15 protein-coding genes are annotated in these 16,791 nt (G+C 71.3%); 5 read left to right on the top strand and 10 right to left on the bottom strand.

Translation table 11 applies throughout. The features are described from left to right. Positions 1–59: 59 nt before the first annotated feature. The 6 genes from IE252_RS22995 to IE252_RS22970 form a co-directional block, all read right to left on the bottom strand. Complete coding sequence (locus IE252_RS22995; RefSeq protein WP_190091333.1) at positions 60–761, bottom strand: lysophospholipid acyltransferase family protein; 702 nt, start codon at positions 759–761, stop codon at positions 60–62. 66 nt (positions 762–827) lie between these two features. Continuing rightward, positions 828–986, bottom strand: coding sequence for a hypothetical protein (locus IE252_RS22990; protein ID WP_180357116.1), 159 nt, complete (start codon positions 984–986; stop codon positions 828–830). 83 nt (positions 987–1,069) lie between these two features. Continuing rightward, positions 1,070–2,026, bottom strand: a complete 957-nt coding sequence (locus tag IE252_RS22985) for a cytochrome c oxidase assembly protein (protein WP_190091332.1) — start codon at positions 2,024–2,026, stop codon at positions 1,070–1,072. A gap of 105 nt (positions 2,027–2,131) precedes the next feature. Beyond that, positions 2,132–3,157, bottom strand: coding sequence for a 6-phosphofructokinase (locus tag IE252_RS22980; RefSeq protein WP_190091331.1), 1,026 nt, complete (start codon positions 3,155–3,157; stop codon positions 2,132–2,134). A gap of 159 nt (positions 3,158–3,316) precedes the next feature. Continuing rightward, the gene (locus tag IE252_RS22975; RefSeq protein ID WP_190091330.1) at positions 3,317–4,045 is read right to left on the bottom strand and encodes a type 1 glutamine amidotransferase; all 729 of its coding nucleotides are present in this window, start codon (positions 4,043–4,045) and stop codon (positions 3,317–3,319) included. A gap of 22 nt (positions 4,046–4,067) precedes the next feature. Then, complete coding sequence (locus IE252_RS22970; protein WP_190091329.1) at positions 4,068–5,306, bottom strand: MurT ligase domain-containing protein; 1,239 nt, start codon at positions 5,304–5,306, stop codon at positions 4,068–4,070. Between the two features lie 117 nt (positions 5,307–5,423). Between IE252_RS22970 and def the strand changes: the two genes are divergently transcribed. Then, positions 5,424–5,966 carry a peptide deformylase gene (gene def / locus IE252_RS22965; protein ID WP_190091328.1) on the top strand — a complete coding sequence of 181 codons (543 nt, stop codon included), beginning with the start codon at positions 5,424–5,426 and terminating at the stop codon, positions 5,964–5,966. Between the two features lie 192 nt (positions 5,967–6,158). Here def and IE252_RS22960 read toward each other — a convergent pair whose 3' ends face one another. After that, positions 6,159–6,809, bottom strand: coding sequence for a TetR/AcrR family transcriptional regulator (locus IE252_RS22960; protein ID WP_101387168.1), 651 nt, complete (start codon positions 6,807–6,809; stop codon positions 6,159–6,161). 194 nt (positions 6,810–7,003) lie between these two features. Between IE252_RS22960 and IE252_RS22955 the strand changes: the two genes are divergently transcribed. Next, on the top strand, positions 7,004–8,233 hold the full coding sequence (locus tag IE252_RS22955; protein ID WP_190091327.1) for an acyl-CoA dehydrogenase family protein: 1,230 nt from the start codon (positions 7,004–7,006) through the stop codon (positions 8,231–8,233). A 70-nt stretch (positions 8,234–8,303) separates the two neighbouring features. Here the strand turns inward: IE252_RS22955 and IE252_RS22950 are convergent, their stop codons facing one another. The 3 genes from IE252_RS22950 to IE252_RS22940 are packed head-to-tail and all read right to left on the bottom strand — an operon-like array spanning position 8,304 to position 12,307. After that, on the bottom strand, positions 8,304–8,792 hold the full coding sequence (locus IE252_RS22950; RefSeq protein ID WP_190091326.1) for a glutathione peroxidase: 489 nt from the start codon (positions 8,790–8,792) through the stop codon (positions 8,304–8,306). Between the two features lie 43 nt (positions 8,793–8,835). Further along, complete coding sequence (locus IE252_RS22945; RefSeq protein ID WP_190091325.1) at positions 8,836–9,711, bottom strand: acyl-CoA thioesterase; 876 nt, start codon at positions 9,709–9,711, stop codon at positions 8,836–8,838. A 22-nt stretch (positions 9,712–9,733) separates the two neighbouring features. Next, positions 9,734–12,307, bottom strand: coding sequence for a DEAD/DEAH box helicase (locus tag IE252_RS22940; RefSeq protein WP_190091324.1), 2,574 nt, complete (start codon positions 12,305–12,307; stop codon positions 9,734–9,736). 62 nt (positions 12,308–12,369) lie between these two features. Here IE252_RS22940 and IE252_RS22935 point away from each other — a divergent pair, with 62 nt between their 5' ends. The 3 genes from IE252_RS22935 (at position 12,370) to IE252_RS44160 (ending at position 16,781) form a co-directional block, all read left to right on the top strand. Beyond that, complete coding sequence (locus tag IE252_RS22935; protein WP_190091323.1) at positions 12,370–13,161, top strand: metal-dependent hydrolase; 792 nt, start codon at positions 12,370–12,372, stop codon at positions 13,159–13,161. A 165-nt stretch (positions 13,162–13,326) separates the two neighbouring features. Next, a complete protein-coding gene (locus tag IE252_RS22930) occupies positions 13,327–13,482 on the top strand; it encodes a hypothetical protein (RefSeq protein WP_190091322.1) in 156 nt (51 codons plus the stop codon). Beyond that, on the top strand, positions 13,479–16,781 hold the full coding sequence (locus tag IE252_RS44160) for an nSTAND1 domain-containing NTPase (RefSeq protein ID WP_190091321.1): 3,303 nt from the start codon (positions 13,479–13,481) through the stop codon (positions 16,779–16,781). The genes IE252_RS22930 and IE252_RS44160 overlap by 4 nt, the downstream gene beginning before the upstream one ends. The last annotated feature ends 10 nt before the right edge of the window (positions 16,782–16,791 follow it).

The following is a 16,791-nucleotide window of genomic DNA, read 5'->3' as shown; positions in this document are numbered from 1 at the left end:
GGACGCTACGACCAGGTGATCATCGGGACCAGACGGTTGCGCCGTGCGCGGATCCGCTGTCAGCCGAGGATCCTGGGGAACTTTCCGGCCTCCTCGGCCTTCACGTCGGCCGCGTACCGGTCCACGTACTCCTGCCCCGACAGCTCCAGGATCTTGTACATCAGCTCGTCGGTGGCGGCCCGCAGCACCGCCTTCTCGTTCTCCATGCCGGTGTAGCGGGAGAAGTCGAGCGGCTCGCCGAACCGGATGGTGACCCGCCGGATCTTCGGCATGACCTGCCCGGGCGGCTGGATCTCGAAGGTGCCGACCATCGCGCACGGGATCACCGGGACCTGTGCCTTGAGCGCCATCACGGCGACGCCGACCTTGCCCTTGTAGAGCTTTCCGTCGTGCGAGCGGGTGCCCTCCGGGTAGATGCCCAGGAGCTCGTTCTTGCGCAGCACCCCGAGGCCCTCGCGGATCGCCGCCTGCCCGGCCTCCTTGCCGGAGCGGTCCACCGGGATCTGCCCGACCGCGCGGAAGAAGGCGGCGGTGAGCCGGCCCTTGATGCCGGGCCCGGTGAAGTACTCCTGCTTGGCGAGGAAGGTGATGCGGCGTTTGAGCATCACGGGCATCAGGAAGTGGTCGGAGAACGACAGGTGGTTGCCCGCGACGATCGCCGGCCCCTCGTCCGGAATGTGCTCCAGACCCTCGATCCTGGGCCGGAACAGCAGTCTCAGGAGCGGTCCCAGAAGGGCGTACTTGAGCACGTAGTACAGCAACGCACCAGCTCCTCACTCGGCCCGCCCGCCGGGCCGCCGCTCAGGTCCCGTCCGGCGGGACAGGGCCTAGGCGCTGCGCGAAGCCGCCATGCCCACCGTCGCCAGGCCGAGGACCACCCAGCCGAACCAGAGCCAGCCGCTGCTGCCGAGCGCCACCGTGTACGCAGTGATCATCACCAGCGCCACGACGGTGAGCACCACCATCGCCTTCGTCGTGCCGGGCATGGGGTCCCCTTCCTCCCGGCCGCTGCCGTGGAGTCCATGGTCGCCCCGAGGAGGCCCGCCGCGCCATACCGGCGCACCGGGTGTTACTGCCCGCGTGCGTTCAGCGAGGCCAGATAGGCGTTGTAGGCGGCCAGCTCCTTGTCGCCGTCGCGGTCGGCGGCCCGGTCCTGGCGCTTGGCCTCGCGCTTCTCGGTCGCGTACCACTGGAAGACCAGCGCGATCAGGACCACCACGGACGGGATCTCGCTGAACGCCCAGGCGATGCCGCCGGCCGCCTCCTGGTCTGCGAGCGCGTCGATGCCGAGCGAGGAGGGCGGGTTCTTGTACGTGCCGATCATCGGCTGGGTCGCCATCATCAGGGCGATGCCGAAGAAGGCGTGGAACGGCATGCCCGCGAAGAGCTCCAGCATCCGCATGATGTAGCCGGGGCGGTGCGGGCCCGGGTCGACGCCCATGATCGGCCAGAAGAAGATCAGGCCGACGGCGAGGAAGTGGACCATCATCGCGATGTGGCCGGTCTTCGAACCCATCAGGAAGTCGAAGAGCGGGGTGAAGTAGAGCGCGTAGAGGCTCGCGATGAACATCGGGATGGTGAACGCGGGATGCGTGATCACCTTCAGATAGCGGCTGTGCAGCAGGGCGAGCAGCAGCTCGCGCGGGCCCTTGCGGCCGCGCCCGGCGACCGGCAGCGCCCGCAGCGTCAGCGTCACCGGCGCGCCGAGCAGCAGCAGGATCGGCGAGAGCATGCTGATGACCATGTGCTGGACCATGTGCACGCTGAACATGACCATGCCGTAGTCATTGAGCTTGGTGCACATCACCAGGGCGATGCTGAGCACGCCGAGGGTCCAGAAGACCATCCGGCTCACCGGCCAGGAGTCGCCGCGCCTGCGCAGCCGCAGCACCGCCCAGCCGTAAAGACCGAGCCCCGCCAGACAGCCGATCAGGAAGAACGGGTCCATGGACCATTCGAGGCCGCGCCCCAGCGTGAACGGCGGCAGATCCATGTTCATGCCCATGCCGTGCCCGCTGTGATCCATCCGCTGACTCCTGATTTCGTACCGGTTGTCCGCACCCAGAGTAGAGCCGCCCCCGGTTGCGATCGCGACCGGGGGCGGCTCTTTGAGTACAGAACTATCGGGGCGTTACAGGACGCACTCCGCCTCGGCGTACCGCTCGGCGGGGACGGTCTTGAGCGTCGCCGTCGCCTCGGCGAGCGGGACCATGGTGATGTCGGTGCCGCGCAGCGCGGTCAGCATCCCGAACTCGCCGCGGTGCACGGCTTCCACGGCGTGCCAGCCGAACCGGGTGGCGAGGACGCGGTCGTACGCGGTGGGGGTGCCGCCGCGCTGGACGTGGCCGAGGATGACCGCGCGGGCCTCCTTGTTCAGCCGCCGCTCCAGCTCCACGGAGAGCTGGCTGGCGACGCCCGCGAACCGCTCGTGGCCGTAGATGTCGGTGCCGCCCTCGTCGAAGCGCATCGAGCCCTCGCGCGGCTTGGCGCCCTCGGCGACGACCACGATCGCGAACTTCTTGCCCGCCGAGAAGCGGCGGCCGACCAGCTCGGTCAGCTCGTCGATGTCGAAGGGGCGCTCCGGCACGACGATCGCGTGGGCGCCGGCGGCCATGCCCGAGTGCAGGGCGATCCAGCCGGTGTGGCGGCCCATGACCTCGACGATCAGCACGCGCTGGTGCGACTCGGCGGTGGTCTTGAGGCGGTCGAGGGCTTCGGTGGCGACGCCGACGGCCGTGTCGAAGCCGAACGTGACGTCGGTCGAGGCGATGTCGTTGTCGATGGTCTTCGGCACGCCGACGATGGGCAGGCCCGCCTCGGAGAGCAGATGGGCGGCCTTGAGCGTGCCCTCGCCGCCGATCGGGATGATCGCGTCGAGGCCGAGCTCGGCGACATGGCCCTTGGCGCGCTCCACGCCGTCGCGCAGATGCGCGGGCTGGACGCGGGAGGAGCCGAGGATCGTGCCGCCGAGGGCGAGGATGCCGCCGACCGCGTCCAGGTCGAGCTTGCGGTAGTCGGCCTCCAGGAGACCCTTCCAGCCGTCGTGGAAGCCGATGACCTCGTCGCCGTGGTCGACCACCGCGCGGTGCACGACGGAACGGATGACGGCGTTCAGGCCGGGGCAGTCGCCGCCGGAGGTGAGCACACCAATTCGCATTGCCCGGAAAACCTTTGCAACGTGGGCCGACGACCGGACCACGTCGTCCGGTTGGATCCCCGCCACCCTACCGGCGCAGGGTGGCGGGGCCGAATCAGACGTCCGACTGATGGACGTCATACGAAAGTACGAACGCCGTCCGTCGGGGCCGGAGCCGGATCAGGCGGGCTGGGTCGCCGAGGCGATGCGCTCGGCGCGCAGCGCCTCGTACCAGCGGTCGTCGGTCGGCGGCAGCGCGTTCACATCGAGGGCCAGCTTCAGCAGCAGGTCCGCGATCTGCGGGTTTCGCGCGAGCACCGGACCGTGCATGTACGTGCCGAAGACCGTCTCGTTGTACGCGCCCTCGGTGCCGTCGCCGGTGCCGTTGCCCCGGCCCAGGCGGACCCGGGCGAACGGGCGGGCCGTCGGGCCCAGGTGCGTGACGCCCTGGTGGTTCTCGAAACCGGTCAACTGCGGAAGGCCGAGGCGCTCGTCGATGTCGCCCAGCACGTCGCCGACGCACCGCTCGCCCTCGCCCCGGGTGGAGACCACGTCCAGCAGGCCGAGGCCCGGCTCGCGCTCGCCGAGGTCGTTGATGAACTCGTGGCCCAGGATCTGGTACCCGGCGCAGACCGAGAAGATGATCGCGCCGTTGGCGGCGGCGCGCTGCAGCCCGCCGTCGCGGCGCAGCCGCTCGGCCGCCAGCCGCTGCGGCCGGTCCTCGCCGCCGCCGATCAGGTAGATGTCGCCCGACGACGGCACCGGCTGGTCGCTGCGGACGTCGAGGCGGGCCACGTCGAGGCCGCGCTGACGGGCCCGGCGCTCCACGACCAAGGCGTTGCCCTGGTCGCCGTAGGTGCTCAGCAGGTCGGGGTAGACCCACACGAGGCGCAGGCTGTTGTCGCTCATGCTCGCTTGCTCCTTAGGGGGTCTAGTTGCCGACCGTGCGGCGCACGTCCTGGAAGGCGGTGTAGTTGGCGATCAGCTCGATCTGGCCGGGCGGCGCGAGCTGGACGCACTCCGCGAGGCTCTCGCAGACCCGGAAGTCCAGGTTCGCCACCTCCAGGCGGACCGCCAGGTCCAGCTTGCGGTCGCCGATCACGAAGATCGGGTGACCGGCGAGCCGGGTGTAGTCGACGTCCCACAGCCACGAGGTGTCCGTGCCGTCGGCGCCGCGGGCGTTGACGGAGAGGATCACCGGCGTGGGCGGCGGGTCGATCAGGGAAAACGTTTCGAGCCAGCCCGCCGGGTTCTTGGCCAGCAGCAACCGCAGCTCACGGCCCTGGAAGGACACCACGTCGTAGCGCCCCGCGACCGCCTGCACCTGGTACATCCGCTCCAGGGCGACCTGCGGCGGCACCCCGAAGACCGCGGCGACCGCGGCGGAGGTGGCGGCGTTGGCCTTGTTGGCGCGGCCGGGCAGCTGGAGGTGGATCGGCCAGGCCGAACCGTGCGGGTCCAGGACGTAGTCGCCGTTGAGCACCCAGCTCGGGGCGGGGCGGCGGAAGCCGCACTCACCGCAGAACCAGTCGTCGCCGGGGCGCTGCATCACACCGCCGCAGGCGGGGCACGACCAGGCGTCGTCCTTCCACTCCTGGCCTGCCGCCACCCACACCACGTTGGGGGAGGACGACGCCGCCCACACGACCAGCGGGTCGTCGGCGTTGGCGATCACCACGGCCTTGGTGCCCTGCAGCCCCTCGCGCCACTTCTCGGCGAGCATCCGGGTCTCGGCGGCCCGGTCGAGCTGGTCGCGGCTCAGGTTGAGCAGCGCGATCGCCTTGGGCGTCACATCGCGCGCGACACCCGCGAGGTACTTCTCGTCCACCTCGATCACGCCGTAGCGGGCGTCCGAGCCGCCCGCCAGCGCCGAGGTGATGCCCGCGGGCATGTTGGCGCCCAGCGCGTTGGACACCACCGGGCCGCTGGCCCGCAGCGCCTCGGCGATGAGCCGGGTCGTCGTCGTCTTGCCGTTCGTCGCCGAGACCAGGACCACGTCCAGGTGTGTCGCCAGCCGCCCCAGCAGATCGGGGTCCAGCTTGAGCGCCACCCGGCCGCCGATCACCGATCCACTGCCCCGCCCCGCCGCGCGCGACACCGCCGCAGCGGCCTTGCCCGCCGTCACGGCGAGCTTGGCCCGCGGTGACAGCGGCTCCGCGTTGCCTGCCATCGTCCTTGATCCTCCTTGCGCCTGGGTCGGACCTCAGCCTATCGAGATCCGGACAGCGGCCCGAACCGCGCCACCACCGGCGCGGCCGCGAGCCCCCTGGAACGTACGCTTACGGGCATGCGTCACCGTCCCATTCCCGGCAGTTCCGGCTCCGTAAGAGAGATGTCTCTCCTCGGCGACCCCGCTCTGCACGCGCCCTGCGAGCCCGTCACCGACTTCGGTCCGTCCCTCGGGCGGCTGGTCGAGGACCTCTTCGCGACGATGTACGCGGCGCAGGGGGTGGGGCTCGCGGCCAATCAGATCGGCGTGGGGCTGCGGGTGTTCGTCTACGACTGCCCCGACGACGAGGACGTCCGCCACCTCGGACACGTCGTCAACCCGCGCCTGGTGTCGGCGGACGGGGTCGTGGTGCGGGGGCCGGAGGGGTGTCTGTCCCTGCCGGGGCTCGAGGCGGGGACGCAGCGGTACGACTCGGCGGTGGTGGAGGGGGCGACGGTGTCCGGCGCGCCCGTGCGGATCTCCGGCACCGGGTTCTTCGCGCGGTGCCTCCAGCACGAGATGGACCACCTGGAGGGGTTGGTGTACGCGGACCGCTTGACGGGCTGGCGCAAGGCGCGGCTGGAACGGGCGGTGCGGCGCGCGCCGTGGGGCGGGGAGTAGCCCCGCCCCACCCCTTCCCGAAAGCCCTCTGGCGGGCGGCCGGGTTCTTTGTCTGCGGACCGTGCTGGGTTGCTCGCGCAGTTCCCCGCGCCCCTAGGTATTTAGGGGCGCGGGGAACTGCGCGACCAGCCACAGACGGTCCGCAGACGCACACCCACCCCCGGAGGGTTTAGGTGAAGGGGCGGGGTGGGGCTAAAACCCCGGGCCGCCCGCGCGGTCTGCTGCTGCGGCCAGGCGGCCCCACAGGAGGTCCGCCAGGCCGCGTACCAACTCCGCCCGGGAGCAGGGGCGTTCGCCCAGCCACCAGTCGCCCGCCGCGTGCATCATGCCGACGATCCCGTGCCCCCACACCCGCGCCAGCGCCTCGCTCCCCGGCCCGAGGTCGATCCGCTCGGCGATCACCACGCCCAGCTCCTCGCCCATCCGCCGCAGCAGCGGCGCGGAGTGCCGGCCCACGTCGAACCCGGCGTGCTCACCGCTGCCCGTCTCCTCCGCGGGGTGCATCAGGAACCGGTACACCTGCGGCCGCGCCTCGATCGCCACGAGGTACGTCTCCAGCGTCGACTCGACGCGCTCACGGCGCTCCGCGGGCGCGTCCAGCGCCGCCCGCAGCGCCGCGAGCAGCGCGTCCGTGTGGCGCTGCGCCAGCGCCCGGTAGAGCCCGCCCTTGTCCCCGAAGTGCCGGTACAGGATCGGCTTGGTGATCCCCGCCTCCGCGGCGATCGCGTTCATGGATGCCTTGGGGCCGTCCCGGAGCACCACCCGGTCCGCCGCCTCCAGCAGTTCCCGCCGACGGCTCTCCGCCGACGTCCGCTGCTGCTCGGCCTGGTGTGTGGTCTCCATGGCTTCGTCTCCCCGCCCGTACTCGTACTGCGTCTTGCGTTGTTCCGCGATCCGGAATGCCTGCGCAACGTAACACTCCGGCCAGCTCTCGCGCTGATCGAGCGACGGTCGGTTGACAGGCTCTACCGGCCAGTAACATACTGCCGTTACCGCAAGTAACGCTTGTCTGTGGCACGGGAAGTGGTGGAGGGGACATGGCTGAGTTCACGATGGAGCTCAACGACGACCAGAAGCAGGTCAGGGACTGGTTGCACGGGTTCGCGAAGGACGTCATCCGGCCCGCCGCCGCGGAGTGGGACGAGCGCGAGGAGACCCCCTGGCCGGTGATCCAGGAAGCCGCCAAGGTCGGAATCTACTCCCTGGACTTCTACGCCCAACAGTTCTTCGACCCGACCGGTCTCGGCATCCCGGTCGCCATGGAGGAGCTGTTCTGGGGCGATGCGGGCATCGCCCTGTCGATCGTCGGGACCGGCCTCGCCGCCGTCGGCGTCCTCGCCAACGGCACCGAGGAGCAGATCGGCACCTGGATACCCCAGATGTACGGCGACGTGGACGACGTGAAGGTCGCCGCCTTCTGCTCCTCCGAGCCGGACGCGGGATCCGACGTCGCCTCCATGCGGACGAAGGCGGTCTACGACGAGGCCAAGGACGAGTGGGTGCTCAACGGCACCAAGACCTGGGCCACCAACGGCGGCATCGCCAATGTGCACGTCGTGGTCGCGGTCGTCGACCCGGAGCTCGGTTCCAAGGGGCACGCCTCGTTCATCGTGCCGCCGAACACCCCCGGCCTGTCCCAGGGGCAGAAGTTCAAGAAGCACGGCATCCGCGCCTCGCACACCGCCGAGGTCGTGCTCGAAGACGTCCGGGTGCCCGGCCACTGCCTGCTCGGCGGCAAGGAGAAGCTCGACGAGCGCCTCGCCCGGGCCCGCGAGAAGGCGAAGGCGGGCGGCGGAGAGCGGGTGAAGAACGCGGCCATGGCCACCTTCGAGGCCTCCCGCCCGGCCGTCGGCGCCATGGCGGTCGGCACGGCCCGCGCCGCGTACGACTACGCGCTCGAATACGCCAAGGGCCGCGAGCAGTTCGGCCGCCCGATCATCGACAACCAGGGCGTCGCGTTCCAGCTCGCCGACATGCGTACGCAGATCGACGCGGCCCGGCTGCTGGTGTGGCGCGCCTCCTGGATGGCCACGGCGGGTCGGCCCTTCACCTCCGCCGAGGGCTCGATGTCCAAGCTGTTCGCGAGCGAGACCGCCAAGAAGGTCTCCGCCCAGGCGATCCAGATCCTCGGCGGCAACGGCTACACCCGCGAGTACCCGGTGGAGCGCATGCACCGCGACGCGGCGATCTACACGATCTTCGAGGGGACCAGCGAGATCCAGCGCCTCGTCATCGCCCGCACGCTCTCGGGCATGCCGATCCGCTAGCCTCCACCGGCCAGGAAACCGGCTCCGTTCCCGTGTGGCGGGAACGGAGCCGCACTCTTTCCGCGGTAGGTCAGACCGCCAGCTGCGCCTCGATCGCCGCGACGAGCTCCGGGGCCTCCGGCTCGGTGCGCGGACGGATCCGGGCGACCACCTCGCCGGTGGGGGAGATCAGGAACTTCTCGAAGTTCCACTGGATGTCACCGGCCTCGCCGTCCGCGTCCGCGACCTCGGTGAGGCGCTGGTACAGCGGGTGGCGGCCGTCGCCGTTGACGTCCGTCTTCTCCAGGAGCGGAAACGTCACTCCGTACGTCGCCGAGCAGAACGTCTGGATCTCCTCGGCGCTGCCGGGCTCCTGGGCGCCGAACTGGTTGCAGGGCACGCCGAGCACGGTGAAGCCGCGCTCCCCGTACTGCGCCTGGAGGCGCTCCAGACCGGCGTACTGCGGGGTCAGACCGCACTTGGACGCCACGTTCACGACCAGCACCGCCTTGCCCTTGTAGTCGGCCAGCGAGGTGGGCTCGCCGGACAGGGTGCGCAGCGGGATGTCGTACAGGCTCATCAGCAGACTCCTCGTAACAGGGGATGTAAGGGTGTACGGAAGGTCAGTCGCGGGCCGACAGGGGGCGGAAGAGGCCCTCCTGGACCACCGACACCAGCAGCCGGCCCTCGCGGTCGTAGATGCGGCCGCGGGCCAGGCCCCGGCCGCCGGTCGCGATGGGGGACTCCTGGTCGTACAGGAACCACTCGTCGGCCCGGAACGGGCGGTGGAACCACATCGCGTGGTCGAGCGAGGCCATGTCGAAGCCCCGGGGGCCCCACAGCGGCTCCACCGGGATGCGGACCGCGTCGAGCAGCGTCATGTCGGACGCGTACGTCAGCGCGCAGGTGTGCACCAGCGGGTCGTCGCCCAGCGGGCCGACCGCGCGCATCCACACCGCGCTGCGCGGATCCGCGTCCTTGATCTCCTCCGGGGTCCAGCGCAGCCGGTCCACGTACCGGATGTCGAACGGCTGGCGGCGGGCCATCCGCTCCAGGGCCTCCGGCAGGGCGCCCAGGTGCTCGCGGATCTCGTCCACGAGCTTCGGGAGGGTGTCCGGGGGCACCAGATGGCGCGGCGGCAACTGGTGCTCGATGCTGCCCGGCTCCGGCTGGTGGAAGGACGCGGTCAGATTGAAGATCGTGCGGCCCTGCTGGACCGCGGTGACCCGCCGGGTGGTGAACGACCGGCCGTCCCGGACCCGCTCCACCTGGTAGACGATCGGGACGCCGGGGCGGCCGGGGCGCAGGAAGTAGGCGTGCAGCGAGTGCACCGGGCGCTCGCCGTCCGTGGTGCGCCCGGCAGCCACCAGCGCCTGTCCGGCCACCTGGCCGCCGAAGACGCGTTGCAGGGACTCCTGCGGGCTGCGGCCGCGGAAGATGTCGACCTCGATCTGCTCCAGGTCGAGCAGATCGACGAGTCTTTCGGCGGGGTTCGTCATGGGTCCGTCTCCACTCTCGTGATTACAGCTCGCCTACGTCCGTCACCCGGATCACCGCGCGGCCCTCCTCGTCGGAGGCCGCGAGGTCGACCTCCGCGCTGATGCCCCAGCCGTGGTCGCCGTTCGGGTCGGCGAAGGTCTGCCGCACGCGCCACAGCCCGTGCGCCGGGTCCTCCTCGATCGCCAGCAGCTTGGGGCCGCGCGCGTCGGGGCCGGTGCCCAGGTCCTCGTACTCGTCCCAGTACTTGTCCATCGCGTCGCCCCACGCGTCCGCGTCCCAGCCGGACTCCGCGTCCAGCTCGCCGAGCGCGTCCACGTTGTCGAGCGCGGCCAGCTCCACCCGGCGGAACATCGCGTTGCGCACCAGGACGCGGAAGGCGCGGGCGTTCGCGGTGACCGGCTTGACCTCGTCGGCCTTCTCCTGGGCCTGCTCGGCCGTCTCGATCTCCGGGTTGGCGAGCTGCTCCCACTCGTCGAGCAGGCTGGAGTCGACCTGGCGGACCATCTCGCCGAGCCAGGCGATCAGGTCCTCCAGGTCCTCGGTCTTGAGGTCGTCCGGGATGGTGTGGTCGAGCGCCTTGTACGCGCTCGCCAGGTACCGCAGCACGATGCCCTCGGTGCGCGCCAGCTCGTACCAGGAGGTGAACTCCGTGAAGGTGAGCGCCCGTTCGTACATGTCACGGATGACGGACTTCGGCGAGACCGGGTGGTCGCCCACCCACGGGTGCGACTTCTTGTAGACGTTGTACGCGTGCCACAGCAGCTCTTCCAGCGGCTTCGGGTACGAGATGTCCTGGAGCCGCTCCATGCGCTCCTCGTACTCGACGCCGTCCGCCTTCATCTGGCCGACGGCCTCGCCGCGCGCCTTGTTCTGCATGGCGGCGAGGATCTGGCGCGGATCGTCGAGCGTCGACTCGACCACCGAGACCATGTCCAGCGCGTACGAGGGCGACTCCGGGTCGAGCAGGTCGAAGGCGGCCAGGGCGAACGTGGACAGCGGCTGGTTGAGCGCGAAGTCCTGCTGGAGGTCGACGGTGAGCCGGATGGTGCGGCCCTCGGCGTCCGGGGTGTCCAGCTGCTCCACCACACCGCCGTCGAGCAGCGAGCGGTAGATGGCGATGGCGCGGCGGATGTGCCGCAGCTGCGCCTTGCGCGGCTCGTGGTTGTCCTCCAGGAGGCGGCGCATCGCCTCGAAGGCGTTGCCCGGCCGGGCGATCACCGAGAGCAGCATGATGTTGGTGACCCTAAAGCGCGAGGTCAGCGGCTCGGGCTCGGCGGCGATCAGCTTCTCGAAGGTGGTGTCCGACCAGGCCACGAAGCCCTCGGGGGCCTTCTTGCGGACCACCTTGCGGCGCTTCTTCGGGTCGTCGCCCGCCTTGGCGAGCGCCTTCTCGTTCTCGATGACGTGCTCGGGCGCCTGGGCGACCACGAACCCGGCGGTGTCGAACCCGGCCCGCCCGGCCCGGCCCGCGATCTGGTGGAACTCGCGGGCGCGCAGGGTGCGTACGCGGTTGCCGTCGTACTTGGTCAGCGCGGTGAACAGCACCGTGCGGATGGGCACGTTGACGCCGACGCCGAGGGTGTCCGTACCGCAGATCACCTTCAGCAGGCCCGCCTGCGCCAGCTTCTCCACCAGGCGGCGGTACTTGGGCAGCATGCCCGCGTGGTGCACGCCGATGCCGTGGCGCACGTAACGGGAGAGGTTCTGGCCGAACTTGGTGGTGAAGCGGAAGTTGCCGATCAGCTCCGCGATCGCGTCCTTCTCCTCGCGCGTGCACATGTTGATCGACATCAGCGACTGCGCGCGCTCGACCGCCTGGGCCTGGGTGAAGTGCACGATGTAGACCGGCGACTGCCTGGTCTCCAGGAGCTCGGTCAGCGTCTCGGTGATCGGCGTGGTGACGTACTCGTACGAGAGCGGGACAGGGCGGGTCGCCGAGCGGACCACCGCGGTCTCCCGGCCGGTGCGCCGGGTCAGGTCCTTCTCGAACATCGAGACGTCGCCGAGCGTGGCGGACATCAGGACGAACTGGGCCTGGGGCAGTTCCAGGATCGGGATCTGCCAGGCCCAGCCGCGGTCCGCCTCCGCGTAGAAGTGGAACTCGTCCATCACGACCTGGCCGATGTCGGCGTGCTTGCCGTCGCGCAGCGCGATGGAGGCGAGGACCTCGGCGGTGCAGCAGATGACCGGGGCGTCGGCGTTCACGGACGCGTCGCCGGTCAGCATGCCGACGTTCTCGGTGCCGAAGAGCTTGCAGAGGTCGAAGAACTTCTCGGAGACCAGTGCCTTGATCGGCGCGGTGTAGAACGTGACCTCGTCGCGGGCCAGCGCCGCGAAGTGCGCACCCGCCGCGACCAGGCTCTTTCCGGAGCCGGTGGGGGTGGAGAGGATCACGTTGTTGCCCGAGACCACCTCGATCAGGGCTTCCTCCTGCGCCGGGTACAGGGAGATGCCCCGCTCCTCGGCCCAGGTGGAGAAGGCCTCGAAGAGGGCATCGGGGTCGGCACTCGGCGGCAGCTGATCGATAAGGGTCACGCCCCCATCTTGCCTGGCTTCACCCCGTGAGAGGGAACCGGAGGAGGGCCACAAGATCAAGAGCGATAGGCTGCGACGTCAACTGGGCCACGGGACAACAGGAAATGGGGCGGGGCACGGTCATGATGGGACCTGCGCACTCACTGTCAGGAGCGGCGGCCTGGCTGGGGGTGGGGGCCGCGACCGCGGCCGCGGGGCACGCCATGCCCTGGCCGGTGCTCGTCGTCGGCGCGCTGATCAGCGCCGGGGCGGCGCTCGCGCCCGACCTCGACCACAAGTCCGCGACCATCTCGCGCGCCTTCGGACCGGTCTCCCGGGCCCTGTGCGGCATCGTCGACGACCTCTCGCACGCCGTCTACAAGGCGACCCGGGGCCCCGGCGACCCGCGCCGCAACGGCGGCCACCGCACGCTCACCCACACCTGGCTGTGGGCCGTCCTGATCGGGGCGGGCGCCTCGGCCGCGGCGGTGTTCGGCGGGCGCTGGGCGGTCCTCGGCATCCTCTTCGTGCACGTCGTGCTCGCCGTGGAGGGCCTGCTGTGGCGGGCCGCACGGATGTCCAGCGACGTCCTGGTGTGGCTGCTCGGCGCGGCCGGCGCCTGGATCATGGCCGGGGTCCTGGACAAGCCCGGCAACGGCTCGGACTGGCTCTTCACCGGCTCCGGCCAGGAGTACCTGTGGCTGGGCCTGCCGATCGTGCTCGGCGCCCTGGTCCACGACATCGGGGACGCGCTGACCGTCTCCGGCTGCCCGATCCTGTGGCCGATCCCGCTGGGCCGCAAGCGCTGGTACCCGCTGGGCCCGCCGAAGGCGATGCGCTTCCGGGCCGGGAGCTGGGTGGAGCTGAAGGTGCTGATGCCCGCGTTCATGGTGCTCGGCGGGGTCGGGGCGGCGGGCGCGCTCAACTTCATCTGAGCCCGCCCCGCGCGGCCGCGGGTCGCCGGGGCGGAGGGGTTTCCGTGAACCGCCTGCGCCCGCGGCCCGCCGTGGCCGACGATGGGACCCGTCATCGCGGCGGCTCCCGCGTTTGTGGGCGGATGCGCCGCGCTCGTACGGCAGTGAGGGCGGCGGGGCGACCGCATGGGGCAGATTCCGACGATGCCGCCGGCGCACGGCAGCGAGGTGCCGGCCGTGTTCGAGACCGGCGAGGGCGGCGGGTCCTGGGTGCTCATCGCCGAGGGGACGGCCGAGGCGGACCGCACCGTCCGGCTCGGCCGGCACCGCGCCGGAGCATGACCCGGCGCGAGGGCTTCGTCGTCAGGATCCGGCACGCCACGGCCGAACCCCCGATGGCCGCCGGAGTCGGCTGTGTCGTGGGCGAGAGGCACATCGTGACCTGCGCCCATGTGATCAACGCGGCGCTCGGCCGGGACGAGGCCGACCGCGAGCGGCCGCCGGACAGCGCCAGGATCCGCGTCGACTTCCCGCTCCTGGGGGACGCCGAGGGTGCGCCGCTGCGCGAGTGCCGGGTCGCCGCCTGGGACCCGCCCGCGGCGCCCGGGCTCGGCGGGCGCGACACGGCCGGGCTCGTCGTGGTGGGCGACACGCTGCCGGTCGGCGCCGGTCCCGCCCGGCTGGTCGCGGTGCCGGGCGGTGGGGCCGAGGACGTGCGGGCCGGGGTCTTCGGCTATCCGGCGAGCCCGTTCCGTACCGCCAGCGGCGCCTGGTCGTCCTGTCGGCTGCGGGGCGCGGTCGGCGGGGGACTGGTCCAGCTCGACGCCGAGAGCGAGTCGGCGCTGCGCGCCCAGCCCGGCTACAGCGGCGCCCCGGTGATCGTGGGCGACGCGTGGGGCGACGCGGTCGTCGGGATGCTGGCGGTCGCCGGGCGGGAGGGCCGCGCCGGCGACGCGTACGCGGTGCCCATGACCGAGGTGTCGGCGGCCTGGCCCGAGGTCCTCGGCGACAGCATGCTGCCGCCCTGCCCCTACCGGGGCCTGCGGTCCTTCACCGCCGCCGACGCCCGCGCCGGGCTCTTCGTCGGCCGCGAGCGGGAGATCGCCGGGCTGCGCGCGATGGTGAAGGACCGGCCGCTGGTCGTCGTCACCGGCCCGTCCGGGGTCGGCAAGTCCTCGCTGGTGGCGGCCGGTCTCGAACCGGGGCTGCTGGCGGACGGCTGGGCGGTCGCCACCTTCCGCCCGGGTGCCACGCCGTACGACGCGCTGGCCCGGGCCCTGCTCGACCTGGAGTGCCCCGGCGGCGACCACTCGCTCGAACAGCTGGAGAACCGCTGCCACGCCCTGCGCGAGGAGGGCTTCTGGCCGGTGGCGACCCGGGTGTCGGTGCTCACGGGCCGCCGCCTCGCGCTCATCGGCGACCAGTTCGAGGAGGTGTTCAGCGCCGGTACGGACGGGGCGGACCCGGTGCGCTTCCTCCAGCAGACCTTCCCGCCGCCCGAGACGGTGCAGAGCCCCGACGTGCGTCTCGTCTGCACCCTGCGCTCCGACTTCCTGCCCGATCTGCTGGAGCTGGCGGACATCGGGCCGCGGCTCCAGGACCGGCAGCTGAACGTCTCCCCGCTCGACGAGGCGGCGCTGACCCGGGTGATCGTCGAACCGGCCGCGCTCGCCGGGGTGACCTTCACCGAGGGGCTGGCCGAGGCGGTGGCGGCCGAGGCGAGCAAGGGGCCGGGCGGACTGCCGCTCCTGGAGTTCGCGCTGACCGAGCTCTGGCCGATGCAGCGCGAGCGCCGGATCAGCTTCGACAGCTACCACGGCCTCGGCGGCGTCTCGGGCGCCCTCAACCGCCATGCCGAGCAGGTCTACCGCTTCCTGGCCCAGACCCTGGACGCGGCCCGGATCCGGCGCGTACTGCTCTCCATGATCCGGGCCCGGGGCGGCGCGGCCAGCGCGGTACGGGTCGCGGCCCGGCGCGTCCACCTCGGCGCCGACTGGTACGTGGCCCAGCTGATGGCCGACCCCGAGCGGCGACTGGTCGTGCTGGGCCCGGAGGGTCCCGGTACGGCGGAGATCGCCCACGAGGCGCTGATCCGGGGCTGGCAGCGGCTGGCCGACTGGGTCGACGAGGACGCCGACTTCCAGCAGTGGCTGGCGGTCGCCGAGGAGCGTGCCACCGAGGGCGACCTGCTGTCGGCCCCTCGGGTCGCGGAGGCGCAGCGGTGGCTGGACGAACGGCCCGACGACATTCCGCCCGAGGTGGGGGCGCTGATGCGCAGGAGCCTGGCGGTCCTGCGCGAACAGGAGCGCACCGAGCGGCAGATGCAGGCGCTCCAGGCCTCCAACGCGGAGCTGGAGGAGAAGGCCGAACTCCTCGCGCGCGCCAACCGGGACATCGAGGTGAAGAACCACGAGATCGAGGAGGCCCGCCAGATCCTGCAGGAGCGGGCGGAGCTGCTGGCGGTCTCGATGCGCTTCAGGTCCGAGTTCCTGGCGAACATGTCGCACGAGCTGCGCACCCCTTTGAACTCCATGCTGATCCTCGCCAGGTTGCTCGCCGACAACAACGAGGGCACCCTCTCGCAACGGCAGATCGAGTTCGCCGAGACGATCCACCGCGCGGGCTCCGACCTGCTCGAACTGATCAACGACATCCTGGACCTCACCCGGGTGGAGGCGGGCCGGATGGAGGTCGCGCCGACCTGGATCGGGCTCGCCGCGCTGCTGGACCATGTGGAGGCGACGTTCCGCCCGCTGATGGAGGACAAGGGGATCGACTTCTCCGTGAGCCTGGCGCCCGGGGTGTCCACGGAGCTGTACACCGACGAGCAGCGGCTGCTCCAGGTGCTGCGCAACCTGCTCGCCAACGCGGTGAAGTTCACCGACGCGGACGGGGCCGTGGAGCTGCGGGTCGGCCGGCTCGGCCCCCGGATGGTGTTCTCGGTCTCCGACTCCGGGATCGGCATCCCCGCCGACAAGATCCAGGTGATCTTCGACGCGTTCCAGCAGGCCGACGGCACGACGAGCCGCAGATACGGCGGTACGGGGCTCGGTCTGTCCATCAGCCGTGAGATCGCCGGGCTGCTCGGTGGCGAGATCCGCTGCGAGAGCGAGGTCGGCCGGGGTTCGACGTTCACCCTCGACCTGCCCCGGGGGCCGGTGGCGGAGACGTCGGACGACGTCGATCCGCTGCCGGAGGAGACGCCCGCCCTGCTTCCGTTGTTCACCGGCAGGTTCGCGGGCGAGCACGTCCTGGTCGTCGACGACGACGTACGCAACGTCTTCGCCCTCACCTCCGTCCTCGAACAGAACGGGCTGACCGTCTGGTACGCGGAGAGCGGCCAGGAGGCGATCGACATGCTCGAAGGCCGCCCCGGCGTCGGCCTCGTCCTGATGGACGTGATGATGCCGGAGATGGACGGCAACGAGGCGATGAAGCGGATCCGCCGGATTCCGGGCTACGAGGCGCTGCCGGTCGTCGCGCTCACGGCCAAGGCGATGGCGGACGACCGCGAGCGCAGTATCGAGGCGGGCGCATCCGCGTATCTGACCAAGCCGGTCGACACCGACGCGCTGCTGATCGTGATCGAGAAGTGGCTGTCCCGAGGGGAGGCCGGTCCGCGGGACGCGCCCCCGGACTGACCGCCGCCCG

The organism is Streptomyces melanogenes (genome assembly GCF_014649795.1).
GTDB classification, from domain to species: domain Bacteria; phylum Actinomycetota; class Actinomycetes; order Streptomycetales; family Streptomycetaceae; genus Streptomyces; species Streptomyces noboritoensis.
This window is presented reverse-complemented; position numbering and strand designations above follow the sequence as displayed.

What these genes read in the sequence shown, in the direction of transcription:
- IE252_RS22990 (WP_180357116.1), bottom strand. Translation starts at nt 986, where the DNA reads ATGCCCGGCACGACGAAGGCGATGGTGGTGCTCACCGTCGTGGCGCTG.
- IE252_RS22985 (WP_190091332.1), bottom strand. Translation starts at nt 2,026, where the DNA reads ATGGATCACAGCGGGCACGGCATGGGCATGAACATGGATCTGCCGCCG.
- IE252_RS22980 (WP_190091331.1), bottom strand. Translation starts at nt 3,157, where the DNA reads ATGCGAATTGGTGTGCTCACCTCCGGCGGCGACTGCCCCGGCCTGAAC.
- IE252_RS22975 (WP_190091330.1), bottom strand. Translation starts at nt 4,045, where the DNA reads ATGAGCGACAACAGCCTGCGCCTCGTGTGGGTCTACCCCGACCTGCTG.
- IE252_RS22970 (WP_190091329.1), bottom strand. Translation starts at nt 5,306, where the DNA reads ATGGCAGGCAACGCGGAGCCGCTGTCACCGCGGGCCAAGCTCGCCGTG.
- def (WP_190091328.1), top strand. Translation starts at nt 5,424, where the DNA reads ATGCGTCACCGTCCCATTCCCGGCAGTTCCGGCTCCGTAAGAGAGATG.
- IE252_RS22960 (WP_101387168.1), bottom strand. Translation starts at nt 6,809, where the DNA reads ATGGAGACCACACACCAGGCCGAGCAGCAGCGGACGTCGGCGGAGAGC.
- IE252_RS22955 (WP_190091327.1), top strand. Translation starts at nt 7,004, where the DNA reads ATGGCTGAGTTCACGATGGAGCTCAACGACGACCAGAAGCAGGTCAGG.
- IE252_RS22950 (WP_190091326.1), bottom strand. Translation starts at nt 8,792, where the DNA reads ATGAGCCTGTACGACATCCCGCTGCGCACCCTGTCCGGCGAGCCCACC.
- IE252_RS22945 (WP_190091325.1), bottom strand. Translation starts at nt 9,711, where the DNA reads ATGACGAACCCCGCCGAAAGACTCGTCGATCTGCTCGACCTGGAGCAG.
- IE252_RS22935 (WP_190091323.1), top strand. Translation starts at nt 12,370, where the DNA reads ATGATGGGACCTGCGCACTCACTGTCAGGAGCGGCGGCCTGGCTGGGG.
- IE252_RS22930 (WP_190091322.1), top strand. Translation starts at nt 13,327, where the DNA reads ATGGGGCAGATTCCGACGATGCCGCCGGCGCACGGCAGCGAGGTGCCG.
- IE252_RS44160 (WP_190091321.1), top strand. Translation starts at nt 13,479, where the DNA reads ATGACCCGGCGCGAGGGCTTCGTCGTCAGGATCCGGCACGCCACGGCC.